Origin of the sequence: Paraburkholderia xenovorans, assembly GCF_046030735.1 — a bacterium.
Classification (GTDB): Bacteria; Pseudomonadota; Gammaproteobacteria; order Burkholderiales; family Burkholderiaceae; genus Paraburkholderia; species Paraburkholderia xenovorans_A.
Window position 1 is genome coordinate 18,363 of the sequence record NZ_JAQQBV010000043.1, and the last position, 19,101, is coordinate 37,463.

19 protein-coding genes are annotated in these 19,101 nt (G+C 63.5%); 12 read left to right on the plus strand and 7 right to left on the minus strand.

The window, feature by feature from the left end; translation table 11 throughout:
- Positions 1-278: 278 nt before the first annotated feature.
- A complete protein-coding gene (locus PQQ51_RS29925; protein WP_408500810.1) occupies positions 279-1,511 on the minus strand; it encodes an MFS transporter in 1,233 nt (410 codons plus the stop codon).
- Between the two features lie 393 nt (positions 1,512-1,904).
- Between PQQ51_RS29925 and PQQ51_RS29930 the strand changes: the two genes are divergently transcribed.
- Positions 1,905-2,591 (plus strand): orotate phosphoribosyltransferase, encoded by a 687-nt coding sequence (locus PQQ51_RS29930; RefSeq protein ID WP_408500811.1) that lies wholly within the window; start codon positions 1,905-1,907, stop codon positions 2,589-2,591.
- A gap of 136 nt (positions 2,592-2,727) precedes the next feature.
- Here the strand turns inward: PQQ51_RS29930 and PQQ51_RS29935 are convergent, their stop codons facing one another.
- Entirely contained in the window at positions 2,728-3,423 is a 696-nt protein-coding gene (locus tag PQQ51_RS29935) for a response regulator (RefSeq protein WP_408500812.1), read from the minus strand.
- A 267-nt stretch (positions 3,424-3,690) separates the two neighbouring features.
- Between PQQ51_RS29935 and PQQ51_RS29940 the strand changes: the two genes are divergently transcribed.
- The 6 genes from PQQ51_RS29940 (at position 3,691) to PQQ51_RS29965 (ending at position 10,287) form a co-directional block, all read left to right on the plus strand.
- Positions 3,691-4,293, plus strand: coding sequence for a YbhB/YbcL family Raf kinase inhibitor-like protein (locus PQQ51_RS29940; protein WP_408500813.1), 603 nt, complete (start codon positions 3,691-3,693; stop codon positions 4,291-4,293).
- A gap of 73 nt (positions 4,294-4,366) precedes the next feature.
- Positions 4,367-4,939, plus strand: a complete 573-nt coding sequence (locus PQQ51_RS29945) for a flavodoxin family protein (protein ID WP_408500814.1) — start codon at positions 4,367-4,369, stop codon at positions 4,937-4,939.
- Positions 4,940-5,140: 201 nt separating this feature from the next.
- Entirely contained in the window at positions 5,141-6,088 is a 948-nt protein-coding gene (gene argC, locus PQQ51_RS29950; RefSeq protein ID WP_408500815.1) for an N-acetyl-gamma-glutamyl-phosphate reductase, read from the plus strand.
- A 488-nt stretch (positions 6,089-6,576) separates the two neighbouring features.
- Positions 6,577-7,938, plus strand: a complete 1,362-nt coding sequence (locus PQQ51_RS29955) for a DUF2957 domain-containing protein (RefSeq protein ID WP_408500816.1) — start codon at positions 6,577-6,579, stop codon at positions 7,936-7,938.
- A 112-nt stretch (positions 7,939-8,050) separates the two neighbouring features.
- A complete protein-coding gene (locus tag PQQ51_RS29960; protein ID WP_408500817.1) occupies positions 8,051-9,295 on the plus strand; it encodes a DUF2957 domain-containing protein in 1,245 nt (414 codons plus the stop codon).
- A 167-nt stretch (positions 9,296-9,462) separates the two neighbouring features.
- On the plus strand, positions 9,463-10,287 hold the full coding sequence (locus PQQ51_RS29965) for an OmpW/AlkL family protein (RefSeq protein ID WP_408500818.1): 825 nt from the start codon (positions 9,463-9,465) through the stop codon (positions 10,285-10,287).
- A gap of 281 nt (positions 10,288-10,568) precedes the next feature.
- Here the strand turns inward: PQQ51_RS29965 and PQQ51_RS29970 are convergent, their stop codons facing one another.
- A complete protein-coding gene (locus PQQ51_RS29970; protein WP_408500819.1) occupies positions 10,569-11,204 on the minus strand; it encodes a LysE family translocator in 636 nt (211 codons plus the stop codon).
- A gap of 184 nt (positions 11,205-11,388) precedes the next feature.
- Positions 11,389-12,258, minus strand: a complete 870-nt coding sequence (locus PQQ51_RS29975) for an NAD(P)-dependent oxidoreductase (protein WP_408500820.1) — start codon at positions 12,256-12,258, stop codon at positions 11,389-11,391.
- Positions 12,259-12,352: 94 nt separating this feature from the next.
- On the opposite strand from PQQ51_RS29975, the gene PQQ51_RS29980 reads away from it, so the two are divergent.
- Positions 12,353-13,144: a Mut7-C RNAse domain-containing protein gene (locus PQQ51_RS29980; RefSeq protein WP_408500821.1), complete on the plus strand. Its 792-nt coding sequence runs from the start codon at positions 12,353-12,355 to the stop codon at positions 13,142-13,144.
- 80 nt (positions 13,145-13,224) lie between these two features.
- Entirely contained in the window at positions 13,225-13,497 is a 273-nt protein-coding gene (locus PQQ51_RS29985) for a hypothetical protein (protein ID WP_408500822.1), read from the plus strand.
- Positions 13,498-13,610: 113 nt separating this feature from the next.
- On the opposite strand, the gene PQQ51_RS29990 is transcribed toward PQQ51_RS29985, so the two are convergent.
- From PQQ51_RS29990 to PQQ51_RS30000, 3 genes are all read right to left on the minus strand, one after another.
- The gene (locus PQQ51_RS29990) at positions 13,611-13,823 is read right to left on the minus strand and encodes a hypothetical protein (protein ID WP_408500823.1); all 213 of its coding nucleotides are present in this window, start codon (positions 13,821-13,823) and stop codon (positions 13,611-13,613) included.
- Between the two features lie 238 nt (positions 13,824-14,061).
- Entirely contained in the window at positions 14,062-14,814 is a 753-nt protein-coding gene (locus PQQ51_RS29995) for an IclR family transcriptional regulator domain-containing protein (RefSeq protein WP_408500824.1), read from the minus strand.
- Positions 14,815-14,959: 145 nt separating this feature from the next.
- Positions 14,960-15,706, minus strand: a complete 747-nt coding sequence (locus PQQ51_RS30000) for a MipA/OmpV family protein (RefSeq protein WP_494478655.1) — start codon at positions 15,704-15,706, stop codon at positions 14,960-14,962.
- Between the two features lie 201 nt (positions 15,707-15,907).
- On the opposite strand from PQQ51_RS30000, the gene PQQ51_RS30005 reads away from it, so the two are divergent.
- The 3 genes from PQQ51_RS30005 (at position 15,908) to PQQ51_RS30015 (ending at position 19,059) form a co-directional block, all read left to right on the plus strand.
- Positions 15,908-16,633, plus strand: coding sequence for a response regulator (locus PQQ51_RS30005; RefSeq protein WP_408500826.1), 726 nt, complete (start codon positions 15,908-15,910; stop codon positions 16,631-16,633).
- Positions 16,634-18,028, plus strand: coding sequence for an ATP-binding protein (locus PQQ51_RS30010; RefSeq protein WP_408500827.1), 1,395 nt, complete (start codon positions 16,634-16,636; stop codon positions 18,026-18,028).
- 101 nt (positions 18,029-18,129) lie between these two features.
- Complete coding sequence (locus PQQ51_RS30015) at positions 18,130-19,059, plus strand: DMT family transporter (RefSeq protein ID WP_408500828.1); 930 nt, start codon at positions 18,130-18,132, stop codon at positions 19,057-19,059.
- Positions 19,060-19,101: the final 42 nt, after the last annotated feature.

Genomic DNA, 19,101 nt, shown 5'->3' on the forward strand with positions numbered 1-19,101 from the left:
CGGAGCTCGCCTATCGTCTATCGAATGGATAATCGACTGCGGCGGTTTTCGCGTGCGCCGGTTGGGCGCCGCGTCGAACCTGGGCGGAAGGCGGAACGGTGCGGAGTGCTACGCGGGTCGGTTAGTGTACACCCCGAATGCGTCGATGCACCGGTTGGTTAACGTGTCTCACCATCGGCGAAACGCACGCCGGTTATGCTGCGGCGCGTCATCCGGTGTGATGTCGCGAGCGTGTCACCCGGGCTTCATCCGGGCTTCACCGCGACGTCATTTGAACGTCATTCGAGTTCGGCGCCGCGTCGTTCGGGGATCAGAAAAAGCGTCGCGAAGATGTCGAGCAGGTAGATCGAAGCAAGCAGGGCGAGCGCTGCGCCGAACGAATAACGCGCGGCCAGCGCGCCCACGGCAACCGGTCCGAAACCGCCCACCGCCCGGCCGATGTTGAACAGCACGTTCTGTGCGGTCGCGCGTGCGTCGGTCGGATAGAGTTCGGAGATCAGCGCGCCATAACCGCCGATCATCCCATTGACGAACACGCCCATGGCCGCGCCGCCGATCAGCAGCGCCGCCGGCGTGCTCAGGTGCGAATAGACGAACACCATCACCACCGCGCCCGCCTGATAGAGCAGGAACGTCGGCTTGCGGCCGAAGCGGTCGGCGGCGATGCCGAACAGCCAGATGCCCGCCGCCATACCGAGCACCGTCACGGCGGTCCACACGCCGGATTGGGTCAGCGAGTAACCGAAGGTCTTCGACAGATAGCTCGGCAGCCAGATCATCAACCCGTAATAGCCGAAGTTCTGCACCGAGCAGAGAATCGCGACGCCGATGCTCGCGCGCGCGGTGCGTGCGTCGGCCACCAGCAATTTCAGTGGCAGCTTGCGCGCGCCGCGCGAAGCGCGTTCGGTGAAGAGCGCGGGCTCTTCGACGCGCCGCCGCACGAAGAACGACACGATCGCCGGCAGCACGCCGAGCGCGAACATGCCGCGCCAGCCGATCACCGGCAACAGCAACGGCGTGAGCAGCGCCGCTGCCAGCACGCCGAGCTGCCAGCCGAGCCCGACATACGACGACACCCGCGCCCGCTGCGAAGCGGGCCACGCCTCGGCGACCAGCGTCATGCCGATACCGAACTCGCCGCCGAGACCGATGCCGGCGATCGTCCGATAAACCAGCAAATCGGTATAGCCTTGCGCCAGCGCGCATAGCCCGGTGAACACCGCGAAGATCAGAATCGTCCACGTGAGCATCCGGACGCGGCCGAAGTAGTCGCTCAACACGCCGAAAATCACGCCGCCCGCTACCGCGCCGATCAGCGTCCACGTGACGAGCGAGCCCGCCTGCGCGGAACTCAGATGCAGATCGACGGCGATCACCGGCAACATGAAGCCGAGGATCAGCAGGTCGAAGCCGTCCATCGCGTAGCCAAGCACCGACGCGATCAGCGCGCGGCCGGCATAACCGGCTTTGGCGGGTTCACGGGTGTCGGTGGGAGAAGAAGCGGCGGTCATGAAAGCGTTCCGTAGGTCAGACGGGCCGCGGCGGTCACGCGCGCCCCGGGAAATTTCGCGTGAGTGTAAAGGCGTGCCCGGCGGCTCACAAGCAAGTCAAAATCCAACTCGTGACGCCGCTTCGCCGTTGACCCAACGACGCTCCCAGGCACTTGCCGCTCACTCGCCAGCCCGATAACCCTCATTCGCCGCCACGACACACAACGGCTCCTCGAAAGGCCTCGTTTCGGGTAAAATATCGGGCTACGCGCGCAGCAAACGCCGGCCTGCACTCCACTGTCCGGTTGTGTATTTGCCTATCGAGGCGCCGCCCACCAAGGCGCGGCATACCCCGCTTGCTGCGCCACCGGGCTTCGCGCCCCCTTCTCCCCGCTTACACCCAAGGATTCGCCCATGACAGGCTTCGATCGCCAGACGATCTCCGACACCACCGCCAAGATGCTGCTGGAAGTCCAAGCAGTGCACTTCAACGCGGAGAAACCGTATATTTTCACGTCCGGCTGGGCGAGCCCGGTTTATATCGACTGCCGCAAGCTGATCTCGTATCCGCGCGTGCGCCGCGGCCTGATGGAAATGGCCGAAGCCACGATCCTGCGCGACGTCGGCTATGAGCAGATCGACGCGGTCGCCGGTGGCGAAACCGCCGGCATCCCGTTCGCTGCGTGGCTGTCGGACCGCCTGATGGTGCCGATGCAATACGTGCGCAAGAAGCCGAAGGGTTTCGGCCGTAACGCGCAGATCGAAGGTCTGCTCACCGAAGGCCAACGCGTGCTGCTGGTCGAAGACTTGACCACGGACAGCCGCAGCAAGATCAACTTCATCAACGCGCTGCGCGGCGCCGGCGCTACGGTGAACCATTGCTTCGTGCTGTTCCACTACAACATCTTCAAGGAAAGCGTGTCGGTGCTGAAAGACATCGATGTCGATCTGCACGCGCTCGCCACGTGGTGGGACGTGCTGCGCGTCGCGAAGCAGAACAAGTACTTCGACACGAAGACGCTCGACGAAGTGGAAAAATTCCTGCACGCGCCGGCCGAATGGTCGGCTGCGCATGGCGGCGCGAACGCCGCGCCGCAGTAAGCACGGCGCACCGCTGAGGCGGATGGAATAAGAAAGGCCGCCTGTCGACGAGACAGGCGGCCTTTCTTTTTGTTCGCGTTCGCGCTCACGTTCGCGTTGCTGTGTTCACGCGAGCCCTGACGCGTAGCCGGCGCCGTCACGAAGAACCAGCGCCCCCTTCGACCGAATGCGACGACAGATTCAGCAAGCCATTGCTCTGCGCATACTGGAACAACTCGGAGTCGCGATCGATGCCGAGCTTGCGCATCGCCGTATTCTTTTGTGTGCTGATCGTCTTGATGCTGCGGTTGAGCTGCGTGGAAATTTCCTTGATCGTCATGCCGGAGACGAACAGGCGCACCACTTCGAGTTCGCGGCGCGACAGCATCACGTCTTCGTTTTTGCCGCCGGCGTTCATGCGCAACGTATCGAGCGACGCCTTGACCGACGGGCTCATGTACTCAAGGTTACGGCTGACATGCTGGACCGCGAGGCCGATATGGCTCAGATCGTCGGACTTGTTCACGACCGAGGTCACGCCGAGTTCGCTCAGCCGCTTGAGCAACGCGGCGTTCTCGAGCATGGTGAGGACGACGATCGGCAGATTGGGAAAATTGCGGCGTAGATAACCGATCAGCGGCAGACCGTCGCCGAATTGGCCGCCGGGCATTGCGAGGTCTGTCACGAGGACATCGCACTCCACCGTTTGCAACACTTTCATCAACTCGGTCGACTGGCGCGCCCGTGCAACGACCTGCATGCCTGGAAACTTGAGCAAAGCCTGTTCGGCGCCAAACAGAATCACGGGATGGTCATCCGCTACCACGACCCTGACCTTTAACGGATCTTGCATAGCCCTCCCCTCGACGGATAAAACCCTCTCCACAACTTCTGACATGCTTTCTTTTGTTGGTGCTCGGACTGATCGGGTACGCGGCTGAAATTCACGCGGACAATTGCTCCGACTATAGCCGATTTCCTGAGCGCCAAGCCTTACAGGCCAGTAACAATGAAACATCGGAGAGCTAATGTTAGACATGATTCGACCGCAGGGCACAAAATAGGGACAATAACCGTCGCGAGGTCCCCGCCTCGCTTCCCCTGACAGGAGAACCGGCACATGCGCTCGCGTTGCCTGGTCGTTTCGCTTGCTTCGCCCGTCCGCCGTAGGCAGTACGTCGTCAGCGCGATGCTGGGTCTCGCGCTATGCGCCGGGTATGGCCCGCGTGCGTTCGCCGAGGATCTTTTTTCGCTGAACAGTACGAGTTTTCGCGTGGGCGGTGCTGTCGACAGCGCGCAGGTTTTCAATCAGGACGACTGCAAAGGCGACAATCGCTCGCCGCAGTTGAGCTGGCGCAATGCGCCGGCCGGCACGCGCGGTTTCGCGATCACCATCTTCGACGAGGACGCACCCGGCCGCGGCTGGTGGCATTGGGCGGTGGCCGGCATTCCGGCGAGCGTCGACCGTTTGCCGGAGAACGCGAGTTCGTCGGGTTTCCTGAAGAAACTCGGCGCGGTTGAAGCGCGCAACGATTTCGACACAGATGGTTACGGCGGCCCATGCCCGCCTGCCGGCAAACCGCATCGCTACGTCGTCACGGTTTACGCGCTGAATAGCGCCGACCTGCGCCTCGCACAAGGAAGGCCGGCGCTGATGTTCGATCACGAGATCGGCACGGCGACGCTCGGCAGTGCGCGAATGGTCGTCACGTACGGACGGTAATGTTCACTGCACGCCACGTCGCCGTGCCTGATTTGATCCCTGAGTTCATCTCTTCACCTTGCCGGAGAGCACCATGTCGAAGATTGTCATCGTGTATCACAGCGGTTATGGCCATACGAAGAAAGTCGCCGAAGCGGTTCTGGCGGGCATGCTCGAAGCGGGCGCCGATGCGCGGCTGATGCCCGTCGGCGAGATCGACGACGCCGCGTGGGCCGAACTGGCCGCGGCCGACGCGATCGTGTTCGGCGCGCCGACCTACATGGGCGGCCCGTCAGCCGATTTCAAGAAATTCGCCGACGCCAGTTCGAAACCGTGGTTCGGCCAGACATGGAAGGACAAGATCGCCGCCGGCTTCACCAATTCGGCGACGATGAACGGCGACAAATTCTCGACGATCCAGTACTTCGTCACACTGGCGATGCAACACAGCATGATCTGGGCGGGCACGGGGATGATGCCGTCGAACACCAAGGCGGCGACCCGCAACGACCTGAACTACGTGGGCGGCTTCACGGGCTTGCTCGCGCAGTCGCCGGCGGATGCGTCGCCGGACGAAGCGCCGCCGGCCGGCGATCTCGAGACGGCGCGCATGTTCGGCGCACGGATCGCCGGCGTCACGGCGCGCTGGATCGCCACGCCGGCCTGACGACGAGCGTCTACGCGATAGCGTTTGCCGCGAACGCCCCTGCATCGGCTTGCAACTGGCGTTCATCCGGTCACGCCGATGTCATTTTCAGCGCGCATCGTCGTTTTTTGCCCCAATTCCACACGTCCGGCGCCATCACGTCTTAAAATGGCGTTCCGGCGCGGTGTCGCGCCCCGTTTCCAGCAAGCCAGTGAGATCGAGATGAGCACGAAAGTTTTTGTCGACGGACAGGAAGGCACGACCGGCCTGAAGATTTTCGAATACCTGTCGCAACGCGCCGACGTGGAAATCCTGCGTATCGAAGAAGCGAAGCGCAAGGACCTCGACGAGCGCCGTCGTCTCATCAACGCATCGGACGTCACGTTCCTGTGTCTGCCGGACGTCGCGTCGCGCGAGTCGGCTTCGCTGGTCGACAACGACCGCACCGTGCTGATCGATGCGAGCACCGCGTTCCGCACCTCCGCCGACTGGGCCTACGGTCTGCCCGAACTCGCCCGCTCGCAACGCGAGCGTCTGCGTACCGCCAAACGCATCGCCGTGCCGGGCTGCCATGCATCGGCCTTCGTGCTGGCCATGCGGCCGCTGGTCGAAGCGGGTGTCGTCGCGGCGGACTTCGCCGCTCACGCTTACTCGATCACCGGCTACAGCGGCGGCGGCAAGAAAATGATTGCCGACTACGAAGCAGGCGGCAACGACAAGCTCAAGAGCCCGCGTCCGTATGCGCTCGGCCTCACGCACAAGCATCTGCCGGAAATGGCCGCGCATACCGGTTTGAAGTCGGCGCCGGTCTTCACGCCGATCGTCGGCGATTTCTATAAGGGCCTCGCTGTCACCACCTTCTTCTCGCCGAACCAGCTCGCGAAGAAAGCCACGCCGCAGGACGTGCAAGCGCTGTTCGCCGAGTACTACGCGGGCGAAGCATTCGTGCACGTCGCGCCGTTCGACGCGGAAGCCAACCTCGACGCCGGCTTCTTCGACGTGCAGGCAAACAACGACACCAACCGCGTCGACCTGTTCGTGTTCGGCAACGAAGAGCGCTTCGTGACCGTCGCGCGCCTGGACAACCTGGGCAAGGGTGCATCGGGCGCAGCGATCCAGTGCATGAACCTCGCCATTGGCACCGCGGAAGAAACCGGCTTGAAACGCTAAGCAGGTTTGTGCTCCACGACGGCATTCGCTGTCGAACTCCGAAAGCCGGTCTCTAAAAGACCGGCTTTTCTGTTTTAAAAGCATTCATCGCGCATTCCTCTTTTCCGTTTAATCAGTAGTAGCCCCCATTACTTAAAAATAAAAACCCGGACTGCTGATCAATCGTCGGTAATTCATTCCGTCAATCGCGTATCACAGCATGGTTTTCCGCCTGGGGAAACTCCCGATTTTTCCCCGAACGGTCGTTCGCAGATGATAGAGCCATTTTGCTGAATCGCTTGCCTGGTAAGGCAGTGCGGCGGAACAACGGGACCGTCGACAACGCGAAAATTCTCTTTTTGTTTTAAAGGGCCGCTAACGTCCAACCGGCGCGCGTCCTGCATTAAATGCGCTGTTTGAATCGTTCTTTTTAGACGGCTCATTCAATTGACATGAGTTAAACGCGCAGCGAAATTAGTTCGCACAATTACATGAAGGGAGACAGCAGCATGTCGCACGCCATAATCCGCGGCCTGGCAATGGCCATTGCCACGGCCCCATTCCTCATCGCATGCGGCGGCGGCAAGGCCGACAATCCAGGCGCGATCAATTCGCCGCAATGCTCGGGGGCAAGCTGCGGCGTGCAAGGTCCGCCGTCTTCGAATGCCGGAACGCCGACGCTGTGTCCGGCGAGCGCGGACATCGTCAAGACGACTTTCCTCGGCGGAGCCGGTAGTGGCGAAGTCGTCCAGTTGAATATCGATGCGACCGCGATGACGTACACGCTGAAGTGGCTCGAGTCGCCGATTCCATTGCGCACCGGCAGCGTTTCGCCGACTCGCGCAGGCACGCAGATCGCCGGCGCGGTCATCCACCCGCCGACCGGCGCGCTGCCGACCGCCGAACAGATCCGCTGCGCGTTCATTCTCGGCGCGGGCAGCGGCACCGGCGTCGGCGACGGCCAGCCTTATACGACCCCCGACTTCGTCAACAATCCGAATCCGCCGATGATCCTCGTGGGTAACGGTGTGGCAGGCGGCGGTATCCCAGGCGCGACGGTGCAGTTCGCCGGCATTCTCGGTTTGGGCGCGGTGCCGAACCGGCACTTCGACTTCTACCCGTTCCTCGGCTTCGCCAGCACGACGACCGATCTCACCAAGCTCGTCGGCACCTACAACGGTTTGCTGTATCACCTCTCGCCGTCCGCGAACTACGAAACCATCGCTACGAATTCGGTCGAGACATTCGACGCGAGCGGCAACTGCACGTCGCCGAGCGCAGGGGGCTGTCTGAGCACGGGTAACGCGCTCACGCTGAACAGCAACGGCTACTTCGACAGCACGAGCCCGCCGCAGATCGTCAATGGCGGCAGCCCCGCGCCGCTGCGCACCGGCAACTTCGGCAAGGCCCATATGATCCTCGGCCAGATCAACGGCGCGACGGTACCGCTCGTGGTTCGCACCGGCTCGGTCAACCTGGGCACGCTGCAAATCGACGACGAATCCGGCATCGCAATGCTTGCCGCCGCCACGCCGCTTGCATCGGGTGGTTTCGACGGCGGCTACGTCGGTGCGGATTCGAACTTCAACTACACGGCGACGCTGATTCAAGGTGGCGTCGGCACCTTCATCAATCCGTCGACGTCGGCCGCGGAAGACGGCTTCGGGCTCGGCTACGGCCTCCCGAGCCCCGGTCTGGTCGGCGTTCAAAGCGCGGCCACCGGCGGACAAGGTCTCGCGATCGCATCGGGCGGCCTGTACGCGATCGAGATCCAGAGCAAGGTCAACAACGGTGTCGCGCCGACTTCGGCGATCGCCGGCTCGACACCCGACGCCCCTTACTTCGGCATCGGCGCCCAGATCAGCAAATAACTCACGCGGGACGAGCGGCAGGACCGGCAGTTCGCAGTCCGAGAGATAACTAGAGCAAATGGTGGCCGGACTGGGAGCCGGCCCCAAACAACGAGAAAATTCTGGAGGCGGTATGAAATGGAGAATCCTTTCGGTGCTCGCTCTTGCAGCACCGTTGCTGGGGGCATGCGGTGGCGGGGGTGGCGGCAACGGGACAATCACCGAAGCCCGGCTGTGTCCGACGTCGCTCGATTACAGCACCGTCTTCACGGGCGGCGGCGGTGACGGTGAGCTGGTCAAGCTGCAGATGGACACGACCAAAATGACCTGGCAGATCAGCTATATCGAATCGCCGATTCCGGCGACCACCGGCACCGTCGCACCGACGCGCGCCGGCCAGGCCGCCAGCGGCACGCTCACGCAGGAAACGATGCTGCCGACCAACAAGCTCAATCAGTGCGCATTCCGTCTGAACGGCGCGAGTCTCGACCCGAATCGTCCGGCGCGGATTTTCGTCGGCGAAGGTGTGGCGGGCGGCACGATTCCGGGCGCGGAAATCTCGTTCGGCGGGATTCTCGGCGTCGGCGCGGTGCCCGACACCACCTTCCCGTACTACCCGTTCATCGGCTTCTCGTCGATCGAAACGAATCTGGCGAACGTGGCCGGCACGTATAACCAGCTCGGCTATCACCAGGTGCCGTCGCAAAACTTCGCGCCGGTCGCGGTCGACACCAAGATCACGATCAACGCGGACGGCACGTGGACGGAGTGCGACAACTCCGGCGTAAACGCGGGCAAGTGTCAGCAGCCGGGCACGAACTTCGTGCAGTCGGCCGACGGCAGCGGTGCGTTCGAAACCGATAACTTCCTCGGCCAGGCCAAGCCGACGCTCGCCACCACGCCGAAAGCGCGCGGCTACATGATCGTCGGCAAGCTGCGCAACCAGGTCGTGCCGATCCTCGTGCGCACCGGCGCGGCGAACTCGTCGGTGACGACGCCGGTGAACGGCTCGCTCGGACCGTACGCGGACGACGAATCGGGCATCTCGATTCTGTCGCCGCAAACCGCGATCGCGGTGAACTCGCAGAACGGCGAGTACATCGGCGTGGATAGCCAGTTCAACTATCGCACCACCGCGCTCGAGGGCACGCAGGCCACGCTGCTCGATCCGTTCAACGCATCGCAGGCCTCGCTCGCGACCGCGCTGAATCTGGACTTCACGCAGACCGTGCCGGGCGTAGTGACGACGACGCAAGTCGGCGCATCGACGGGCACGACGCCGACCGGAAAGATGATCTTCACCGGCGGCGTATTCGGCTACCTCGATCTGACCAACGCGGCCTCGCCGTACTTCACGATCGGCGCCTTCGTCCAGTAATGGACGAAGCATGTGCCGCCGCGCCGCGAGGTTTCGCGTTCAGGCTGCCGCGCAGAGCATGCGCGCGGCGGCCGGCGTCCACCGTCATTTAGTGCAGCAGCCGGAGCGCCAGCCGGTTGCCGCTCGCCGCGCGCGATGAGCGCGGCGAGCGCCTCAGGAGGAGCAACATGAAAAAAATCACTTTCGCGATACTGGTCGCGTGCCTGTCCGCCAGTGCGCACGCCCAACATGCGGGCGACAACGTCGCCGTGCTCGGCTGGTTTCACGTGATGCCGCAGGACTCCAGCACGCCGCTGACCACCAACGTCGCACCGACGCCGATCAACACGCCTTTGCGTCTGCCGAGTTCGTTCACGTCGTCGGGCACGGGTTTGTCCACCAACAGCGCCGATACTGTCGGCCTCGTGTTCAGCCATTACCTGACCGACCACATCGCGGTGACGACGGTCGCGGGCGTCCCGCCGGTCTTCAAGATCAATGGCCACGGCACCATCAAGCCGCCCGGACCCGCGGGCGCGCTCGGCCAGCAGGACCTCGGCGATCCGCAATCGAACCCGATCGTGAAGAGCGTGCGTCAGTGGAGTCCGGCGCTGCTGTTCCAGTATTACTTCAACGCGCCGACTGCGAAGTTCCGGCCGTTCGTCGGTGTCGGCGTGTCGTATAACTGGTTCTCGGATATTCAGCTGGGGCAGAACTTCGTCACGTCGACGCAGAACAATCTCGGCGCGGTGCTCGCGGCCGGCGCGGGCAAGCCGGGGCAGACGCAGGTGTCGGCGAAGGCGTCGTCGTCGTGGGCGCCGGTGTTCAACGCCGGTCTCGCGTACAACATCACCGATCACTGGGGTCTTGTGGCGTCGGTCACCTACATTCCGCTCAAGACGACGTCGTCGGTGATCATCAAGGCGGCGGACGGCACGGAACTCGGTGTGTCGAAAGCGGAGTTGAAAGCCGATCCGATCATTTCGTTCCTCGCTGTGTCGTACAAGTTCTGAGTTCGACGCGGCGCGACACACCCGTACAGACGCAAAAAACCGGCTGGTCCCCGTGGTGGGATCAGCCGGTTTTCATTTGGGGAAGCGCGGGAATTTCGGGGCAAAAAAAAGCCCGCCTAAGTTGGCGGGCTGAATCCATATCAGAGGAGACATGGAGGAGACAAGACGAACTATAGCAAACGGTTTGGTGCGGCGCAACATAAAAACTAGGGTTCACCCTCGGTTAGTGCCCGGCGTCGTGTTCGAACAACTTTGTGGGCACCGCTCCGGGCGGCCTCCGCTCAATGACGGACCAGTGCCATCACCGCGCCAAAGCCGACGAACACGCCGCCCGTCAGCCGGTTGAACATTTTCGCGACGCTGCGGCTCTTCAGCCGGGTGCCGATCCGCGTGCCGAAACCGGCGTACACCAGATACCAGCTCACCTCGATCACCGCGAATGTAGCGACCAGCACGCCGAATTGCGGCAGCTTCGGCTGGGCGGCGTCGATGAACTGCGGCAAAAGCGCGGCGGCGAACAGAATCGCCTTGGGATTGCTGCCCGACACGAGGAAGCCGTTGCGAAACAGCACCAAGCGCGAGTGAGCCGGTTTCGCGGCCAGTTCGTCCGTAGCCTCGGCGGCGGCTTCGTCCGCGGGCGCGCGCCAGGCCTTGATGCCCAGATACACGAGGTAGGCCGCGCCGATCAGGCGCAGCGCGTTGAACAGCGCCGGCCATGCTTCCAGCACGACGCCCAGTCCCGCTGCCGATACCGCCAGCATCAACACGAGCGCCGACAGACAGCCGGCCATGGTCGCGCTCGAACGGCGCAGGCCGTGCCGCGCGCCATGCGTCATCACCAGCAGCATGTTCGGACCGGGAATCGCGGAAACGACGAAAACAGTGGCGGCGAACAGCCACCAGGTATGCAGATTCATTGAGATCGACGCGAGGAAAGGATCGGACGCCTATTATGCCCGCCAGCCCGCTCACCGCCGCAGCCACGGCAGGCGGCGAATCGTGGCGAACTCCTGCATGCGACTTCGCATGTTGCGGACCCATCGCGCTCGGGCTGCCGGCAAGTCCAACCCGGCACCCGACTGCGCGATGACCGATAACGCGCTAGCGTCCGGCCCGTCGCGCCGCCACTTGGCCCAGCACCGCGAAATCCTTCTCGCCATCGCCGTGTGCGACGGCTTCGAGCAGGCTGTCGCGCACCACGCTCGCGATCGGCAGCGGCGTCGTGACCGCGTCGGCGGCAGCCAGCGCGAGCCGCACGTCCTTGAGACCCAGACGCGCCTTGAACAGCGCCGGCTCATAGCGCTGCTCCGCGATCATCTTGCCGTAGCCCTGATAGACCGGTCCCGGGAACAGGCCGCTCGTGATCACGTCGAGGAAATCCTGCATCGCAACGCCGTGGCCCGTCACGAGCGTCGCCGCCTCGCCGAGCGTCTCGACCGCCGCGGCCAGCATGAAGTTTGCCGCCAGCTTCATCACGTTCGCCTGCTGCGGCAACGAGCCGATCCGCCACGTTTTCTGGCCGATCGCGTCGAATAGCGGCTGCACGCGGTCGATCGCCTCAGCCGGACCGCCGGCGACGATCGTCAGCTTGCCCGCTGCCGCCACGTCCGGCCGTCCGAGCACCGGCGCGGCAACATAAGCAATGCCGCGCGATGCGTGCGCCGTCGCCAGTTCCTCGGCGAGCACGACCGAGATCGTCGCCATGTTCACGTGGATCAGCCCGCGCGGCGCATGCTCCAGCAGCGACGCGGTGACGACTTCGCGCAGCGCGGCATCGTCGGCGAGCATCGAGAACACGGCGTCGCCCGCAAACGCTTCAGCCGGCGTCGCGACGATTCGCGCGCCCGCGGCGGCGAGCGGCTGCGCGCGCTCCGGCGAGCGGTTCCACACGCGCACCTGGTGCCCGGCTTTCAAAATGTTTGCAACCATCGCGGCGCCCATCTCGCCGAGACCGATAAAACCGATGTCCATCTGTCGCTCCGTCTTCTAAAGAACCCGCAGTAAAGCACACCCATGCGACAAGCGCAGGACAGCGCGCATCGAAACACGGTGCGATACTGCTGCGATGGTCACCGCGACTTTCCGCTTCTATGAGGAGCTGAACGATTTTCTCGCCCGGCCGCGGCGCCGGCGCGCGTTCAGTTGCGCCTGCGCGCGCGGCGCCACCGCCAAGCACATGATCGAAGTGCTCGGCGTGCCGCACACCGAGGTCGAGCTGATTCTGGTGAACGACGAGTCGGTCGGTTTCAATCACCTGCTCGCGGACGGCGACCGCGTCGCCGTCTATCCGAAGTTTGAAGCGCTCGACATCCAGCCGCTGCTGCGTGTGCGCGAGCGGCCGCTGCGGGTGATGCGCTTCATCGCCGATGCTCACCTCGGCGGTCTCGCGCCGCTGCTGCGGCTAGCCGGCTTCGATACGCTGTACGACAACCACTACCCGGACGCGGATATCGAGGCGCTCGCCGCCGCCCAACAACGCGTCGTGCTGACCCGCGACCGCGAGCTATTGAAACGCCGCTCCATCACGCACGGCTGCTATGTGCGCGCGCTCAAACCACGTGAGCAACTACGCGAAGTGTTCGAACGGCTCGATCTGGCGGGTAGCGCACAACCGTTCCGTTTGTGCCTGATGTGCAATGCGCCGCTACGCCGCATCGCGCGGGAAGAAGTCGGCGCCCGCGCGCCGGACGGTGTGCTGCAAAGACATCGGCTATTCGTCACCTGCGACGTGTGCCGCCGTGTGTTCTGGGAAGGCACCCATTGGCAGCGAATGCGCGCGCTGATGGACAGCGTCGCGGCGCGCACCGAACCCGTCCACGCGACAAACGGCACACGCGCTGCCACGGACGACGGCTGAAGCTCGCATCCGCCGCGCTCGCGTGCGGCCCGGCGTGGTGCGTACAATGCGGGATTACTTATCTGGCAGAGGCCTTCCGTATGGCGATGAAAAAGACCGACCTTGAAAAGAACAAGGCACTCAAGCTGAACAATGCAATGAAACTGTCGACCGCCGATCGTTTCGGCAAAGCCGCCGAGCCGAAGCTCGACCGGCGCGAACAGCGCAAGCTCGATCAGGCGCAAGGCCTCGTCGCGTTTGCCTGCAAGCTGAATGGCGAACTGGTCACCGAATTGAAAGAGCGTGCGGCTACGCACCCGGAAGGCCTGACCGGTTTGCTGAACGAAGTGATCAAGCGCGGTCTGGCCGGCTGAGAGCAACGGCACGGTAACGCGATAAGGCGGCGGCTGAAACGCTCGCTGCAAGACAAAAAGGCCAGAGCGGATGCTCTGGCCTTTTTGCTGGTCACGCCAAACCTGGCTTCAGCTTAGTTCTGCGTGCCCTTGTCGTTCGTGCCCGCTGCCGAAGCTGCTGCTGCAACCGGAGCGCGCTTGCCGTGCGACTTCAGCTTCTTCACGTGGTGCTTCTTCGGCGCGCTTGCTGCTGCGGCCGGTGCTGCTGCGTCAGAAGCCTGTGCGAAAGCTTGAACCGAAACCAGCGCGATCGATGCGGCTGCGAGCGAGGCGATAACTTTTTTCATGTGTTGTTTCCCCAAACCTGGACGACTAGTCGATGTGAATGAAATAGCTGCACGGTAGAGCAGACACGGCTCGGGCCGCCTTCCCGCCCCCCGCGGGAGAGTATTACGCAGTGTAGGCCGTTTGTCATGCCCAAATCTCGATATGTATTTTCCGGGAGACACGTTGCTTTCGGGGCGCTTTCACTCAGTCAGTAGACCATATTAGGGAGATTACCTAGGCCGATCATTCGGCCTCCGTTCAGACCAGGTTGCGCAGCAAACTGGCGGTTTCCTGCAGGGTCGGCAGCACCCGTTGCAACGCGGAATTCGCCGACTCCTGGCCGATCGGCATGCTGACGCTGATCGCCGCCACGACCGAGCCGTGCCGGTCGCGCAACGGCACCGCGACGCCGCGCATGCCCAGTTCCAGTTGCTGATCGGTGACGACGTAGCCGTCGCGACGGATTTCGCCGAGCACTTCGCGCAACTGCGCGATCGTCGAATAGGTGTGCGGCGTGAACACCTTGATCGGATAAGACGCGAGCCATTGTTCGATCCGCTCCGGCGCCTGGAAAGCCAGCAGCACCAATCCCGCCGACGACAACGGAGCCGGCGCCCGCGAACCCAGCACGAAGCCCACCGCCATCGCCCGGTTCACGCCGTTGCGCGCAACGTAGACCACGTCGTGTTCATCGAGAATCGCCACCAGCGCGGTTTCCTGCACGGTCGCGGTGATGCGTTGCAGAAACGGCTGCACGGTGCGCGGCAGTCGCGCCGAATCCAGATACGACTGACCGAGCCGCAACACGCGCGGCGCGAGCCAGAACAGTTTGCCGTCGGTGTCCACGTAGCCGAGTTCGCGGAGCGTCAGCAAGTAACGGCGCGCCGCGGTGCGCGATAAGCCCGCGCGCCCCGCCACCATGGTCGGCGTCATGCGCGCGTGTTCTTCGTCGAATGCTTCGATGATCGCCAGCGCCTTCGCGGCGCCGGCGATCCAGTCTTTCTCATCCATTGTGTGTGCCTGAAAAGCGGCCGGCCGGCCCGTTGTTCGTGTTGGAAGCCGCTGCGCCGTTGCGCGATTATCGCGCGAGTCGGGGCGGGAAGCGGAGTCGGGCGGGTCGGCGAAGCGTGCGTCGCCTGTCGGTCGACCAACAGAATCAGTAGCGGTAGCTGATCGCCGTGATCGCAAAGTAGTTGTTCTTCGACTGCACGATCGGGCTGTTCGCCGATGCACCCAGCAGGCGAGTCACGCCGCCCTCGGTGTGCACCGACCAGCGCGGAGAAAACATGTACGTCCAGCCGAGCGACACCTTTGCACTGTCGACACCGCCCTTCACCGAGTAAGGCCGGAAACCGCTCGCGGCCGATTGCGCGTCGGTGACGCCGTAGAAGGTTTGCGTGTAACGGCCGCTGCCCGCGTGCACGGACCCGGTGACGTCGATGATGTTGTCGACCGTTTGCAGCACGGGCACCGTCAGATCCAGGTGGCCGCTAGTCCCGCGACCGGTCTTGGTGACCGGCTGATCGAGCGTGATGCTGACGGTCGACGCGCCGAACACATGCGCGCCGACGGTGAACGACATCATCACCGAGCCCGGAATTCGCCCCATGCCCTTCAGATAATCGGAGCCCGGCAGATCGGCGCGATTGCGGTCGGTGCGACCGAAGTCGTAGCCGAGCGCCGCAGACGCGAACAGGCCATTGGCGAATTCGTACTTGTAGCCGAGCCCGTCTTTCGGACTCAGGAAAATGCCGTTGCTGAATTGCGCGGAAATCAGCGGCGCGACGAACGGACGGTAATCGCGGCTACCCTGATAGCGCGGTCCGACACCGCCCGCCAGAGAAAACGTATAGAAATTTTCGGCATGCGCCACTGACGAACAGGTCAGGGCAAGGAGCGAAATACATAGCGTCGGGAGGCGTTTGCGCACGATCAGATCTTTTTGTTGGAGACGGAGACCGCAGTCTAGGGACGTCCCTTCGCCACGTCTGTCGTGAAGTTGGGAGAATCTGTGCGCAATTGTGTTCAAGTGTTCGCGAGTGTCGGCGGCGTATCCCGCGCTCGCGCGCGCGGCTAGAATCGGCGTCTGCTAGTGGAGACCTTTATGAACGACGCCCCTCTCAAGACCAGCGTGTTGCTGATCGAGGACGACGATCGGCTCGCCCAGTTGATCAAGGAGTATTTGAACGGCTACGAATTCAGCGTGACGATCGTGCGGCGCGGCGATACGGCCGTGGCCGCCGTCCGCGAACACAACCCGGCGCTGGTGATCCTCGATCTGATGCTGCCCAATCTGGACGGAATGGAAGTCTGCCGGCGAATTCGCAGCTTTTCGCGGGTGCCGGTGCTGATCCTGACAGCACGCGTCGACGTGTACGACCAGATCGCCGGTCTGGAAACGGGCGCCGACGACTACGTCGTCAAACCGATCGAACCGCGCGTGCTGGTTGCCCGCGCGCGTGCGCTGCTGCGGCGTGCTCACCCCGCGGAAACCGCGGCCGCGCCGGCACAGGACGAAACGTTGAGCTTCGGCGAACTCGTGATCTCGCCACCCGATCGCGCAGTGAACTGGCGCGGTCAGCCGGTCGAACTCAAGACTACCGAATACAACCTGCTGCTGATCCTCGCGCGCGCTGCCGGCACGGTGCTGAGCCGCGACGACATTCTCAAGCAGTTGCGCGGGATTGAATTCGACGGGATCGACCGCACGGTCGACGCCGGCATCTCGCGGCTGCGCCGGCGTTTCGAAGATGCGTCGCCCGAGCCGCACAAGATCAAGACGATCTGGGGACGCGGCTACCTGTTCAGCCCGTCCGCGTGGGAGGAATAAATGCTGCGCTCACTGGTGCGCCTTTATCTGGCGGTGCTGATCGGCGGCGGCATCGCGATCGTTCTCATCAATCAGTCGTTCGGGCAACTGTTCCATAGCCGCGTCACAACGCTCGAACGCGACGGACAAAGCGCCTACGCGTTCGTACTCGAAGATTATCTGCAACGCCATCCCGGCGCCGCGCGTGCAGAGGCGCTGGCGGAATTGCGCAAGCACGGCGGCAGCAGCTTCACGCTGACAACCCTCGCCGACGTCGAGGCCGAGCTGAAAGGGTCGCGCTGGCGCGAACTGCGCGACGGCAAGCTGGTGCTCGACGACAACGCCACCAGTTACTACTTGCCGCTGCCGGACGGCATCGTCGTGCATGCGCGGCGCAATGAAGTGTCGAATCTCGGCGTGCAGGCGCTGGCTTACGGCCTGTTCGCCATCGCGATCCTGCTTTCGGTGATTTTGTGGGTTCGCTATCACTGGCGCGATCTGCGCAAGCTCGAGGCCGCGGCGCACGCGTTCGGTTCGGGCAATCTGTCGACGCGCGCGCAGTTGTCGCGCAAGTCGAACATCTATGAGTTGTCGCAGCAGTTCAATGAAATGGCGAGGCAGATCGAAGCGTCGATCCTGCATCAGCGCGACATGATGCACGGCATCTCGCACGAACTGAAGACGCCGCTCGCGCGGCTCGAGTTCGGGCTCGCATTGCTGCAAGCGTCGCAATCGCCAGAGTCGCCCGAGCGGCAGCGTGAACGTCACCAGGCGCTGCGCAAGGACGTGCGCGAGCTGGACGAACTGGTCACCGAACTGCTGACGTTGAGCCGGCTCGAGCAAGGTGAAGATCATCTGGTGCTGATGCGGGTGTCGGTGGACGAACTGCTCGATAGCGTGGCCGCGAGCATGGCTAACGATGTGGCGGACCGGTCGTTGACGTTGTCGGTGTCGGTGTCGACGGCGGGGTTGCGGCAAGGCGGCCGAACCGCAGAAGCTCGTGCTGGAAACGGAGAAGCCCCGGATCCCACGTATCATGTCTGCGATCCCAAGCTGGTCGCGCGCGCGCTGCTGAATCTGATCCGCAACAGTACACGCTACGCACGCGAGGCCATCTCGCTGCGCGCTGAAATCGGCGCAGCCGGCGCATTGGTGCTGAGCGTCGAAGACGACGGCCCCGGCATTCCACTCGCCGACCGCGACCGCGTATTCGAGCCGTTCCATCGGCTCGATTCGAGTCGCGACCGGCACACCGGCGGCTTCGGCCTGGGCCTCGCGATCGTGCGGCGCGTCGCGCTGGTTCACGGCGGCGACGTGCGGCTAGAGTCTACGGTTTCGGGCGGCCCGCGCTTCGTGGTGACGCTGCCCGCGTTGCCGTTACCGTTACCGGTGCAGCGAAAAGTCGCCGCGCCGTGATGGATACTGCGGGACACGGCGGAACACCGCGGTGCACTGTGCAATCCGTCAAATAGGCTTCATGTGCGTTGTTGCCGGCCCAATCATTCGAAAAAACCGCTGTGAAACCTGAAACCCGCCAACACCTCCGCGCCAATCTGCTGATGCTGATCGCCGCGATGATCTGGGGCTCCGCGTTCGTCGCACAACGCCTGAGTCTCGATGCAATCGGTCCGTTCCTTTTCACCGGTTTGCGTTTCCTGCTTGGCGCGCTGGTCGTGCTGATCCTGATCGTTTGCGTGCGGCGCTCCGCGCTCGCCGAACTTTCCACGCGCGAGCCCGGCGGCGCACGTGAGTTGCTCGGCGCCGGCGCGTTGCTCGGCATCGTGCTGGCCGTGTCGATCTCGTTGCAGCAGATCGGTCTGCAATACACGAAGGTCGCCAACGCCGGTTTCATCAGCTCGCTCTATGTGGTGATCGTGCCGCTGCTCGGCGTGCTGTTTCGGCATCGAACGGGAATCGGCACGTGGCTTGGCGCAACGCTTGCGGCCGTCGGCATGTATTTTTTGAGCGTCAACGAACACTTTTCGATGCTGTACGGCGACTGGTATCAACTCGCCGGCGCGCTGGTGATTTCCGTGCAGATGATGCTGGTCGGCCGCTTCGCTTTGCGGCACGACACGCTGATGCTCGCGCTCGTGCAGTTCGTCATTTGCGGGTTGGCGTGTCTGCTGATCGGTCTCGCCATCGAGCCCGTCAGTCTCGCGGTGATCGAACGCGCCGCGCCGACGATCCTGTACGGCGGTGCGTTGTCCGTCGGCATCGCGTACACGATTCAGGTGGTCGCACAAAAGCAGGCGGCGCCGTCGCACGCCGCGGTGATTTTCAGTATGGAAGGTGTGTTCGCCGCGCTAGCGGGCTGGCTGGTGCTCGGCGAGACGCTGACGGCGCGCGCGCTATTCGGCTGCGTATTGATGCTGGTGGGTCTGATCGTGTGTCAGGTCATGCCGGCATGGCAACGAGGACGGGAGCGCTCGCCTCGCGCGTCCTGAGGTTTTCGTTTTGCCGGTCAAGCCCGTACGCCATGCTACTTG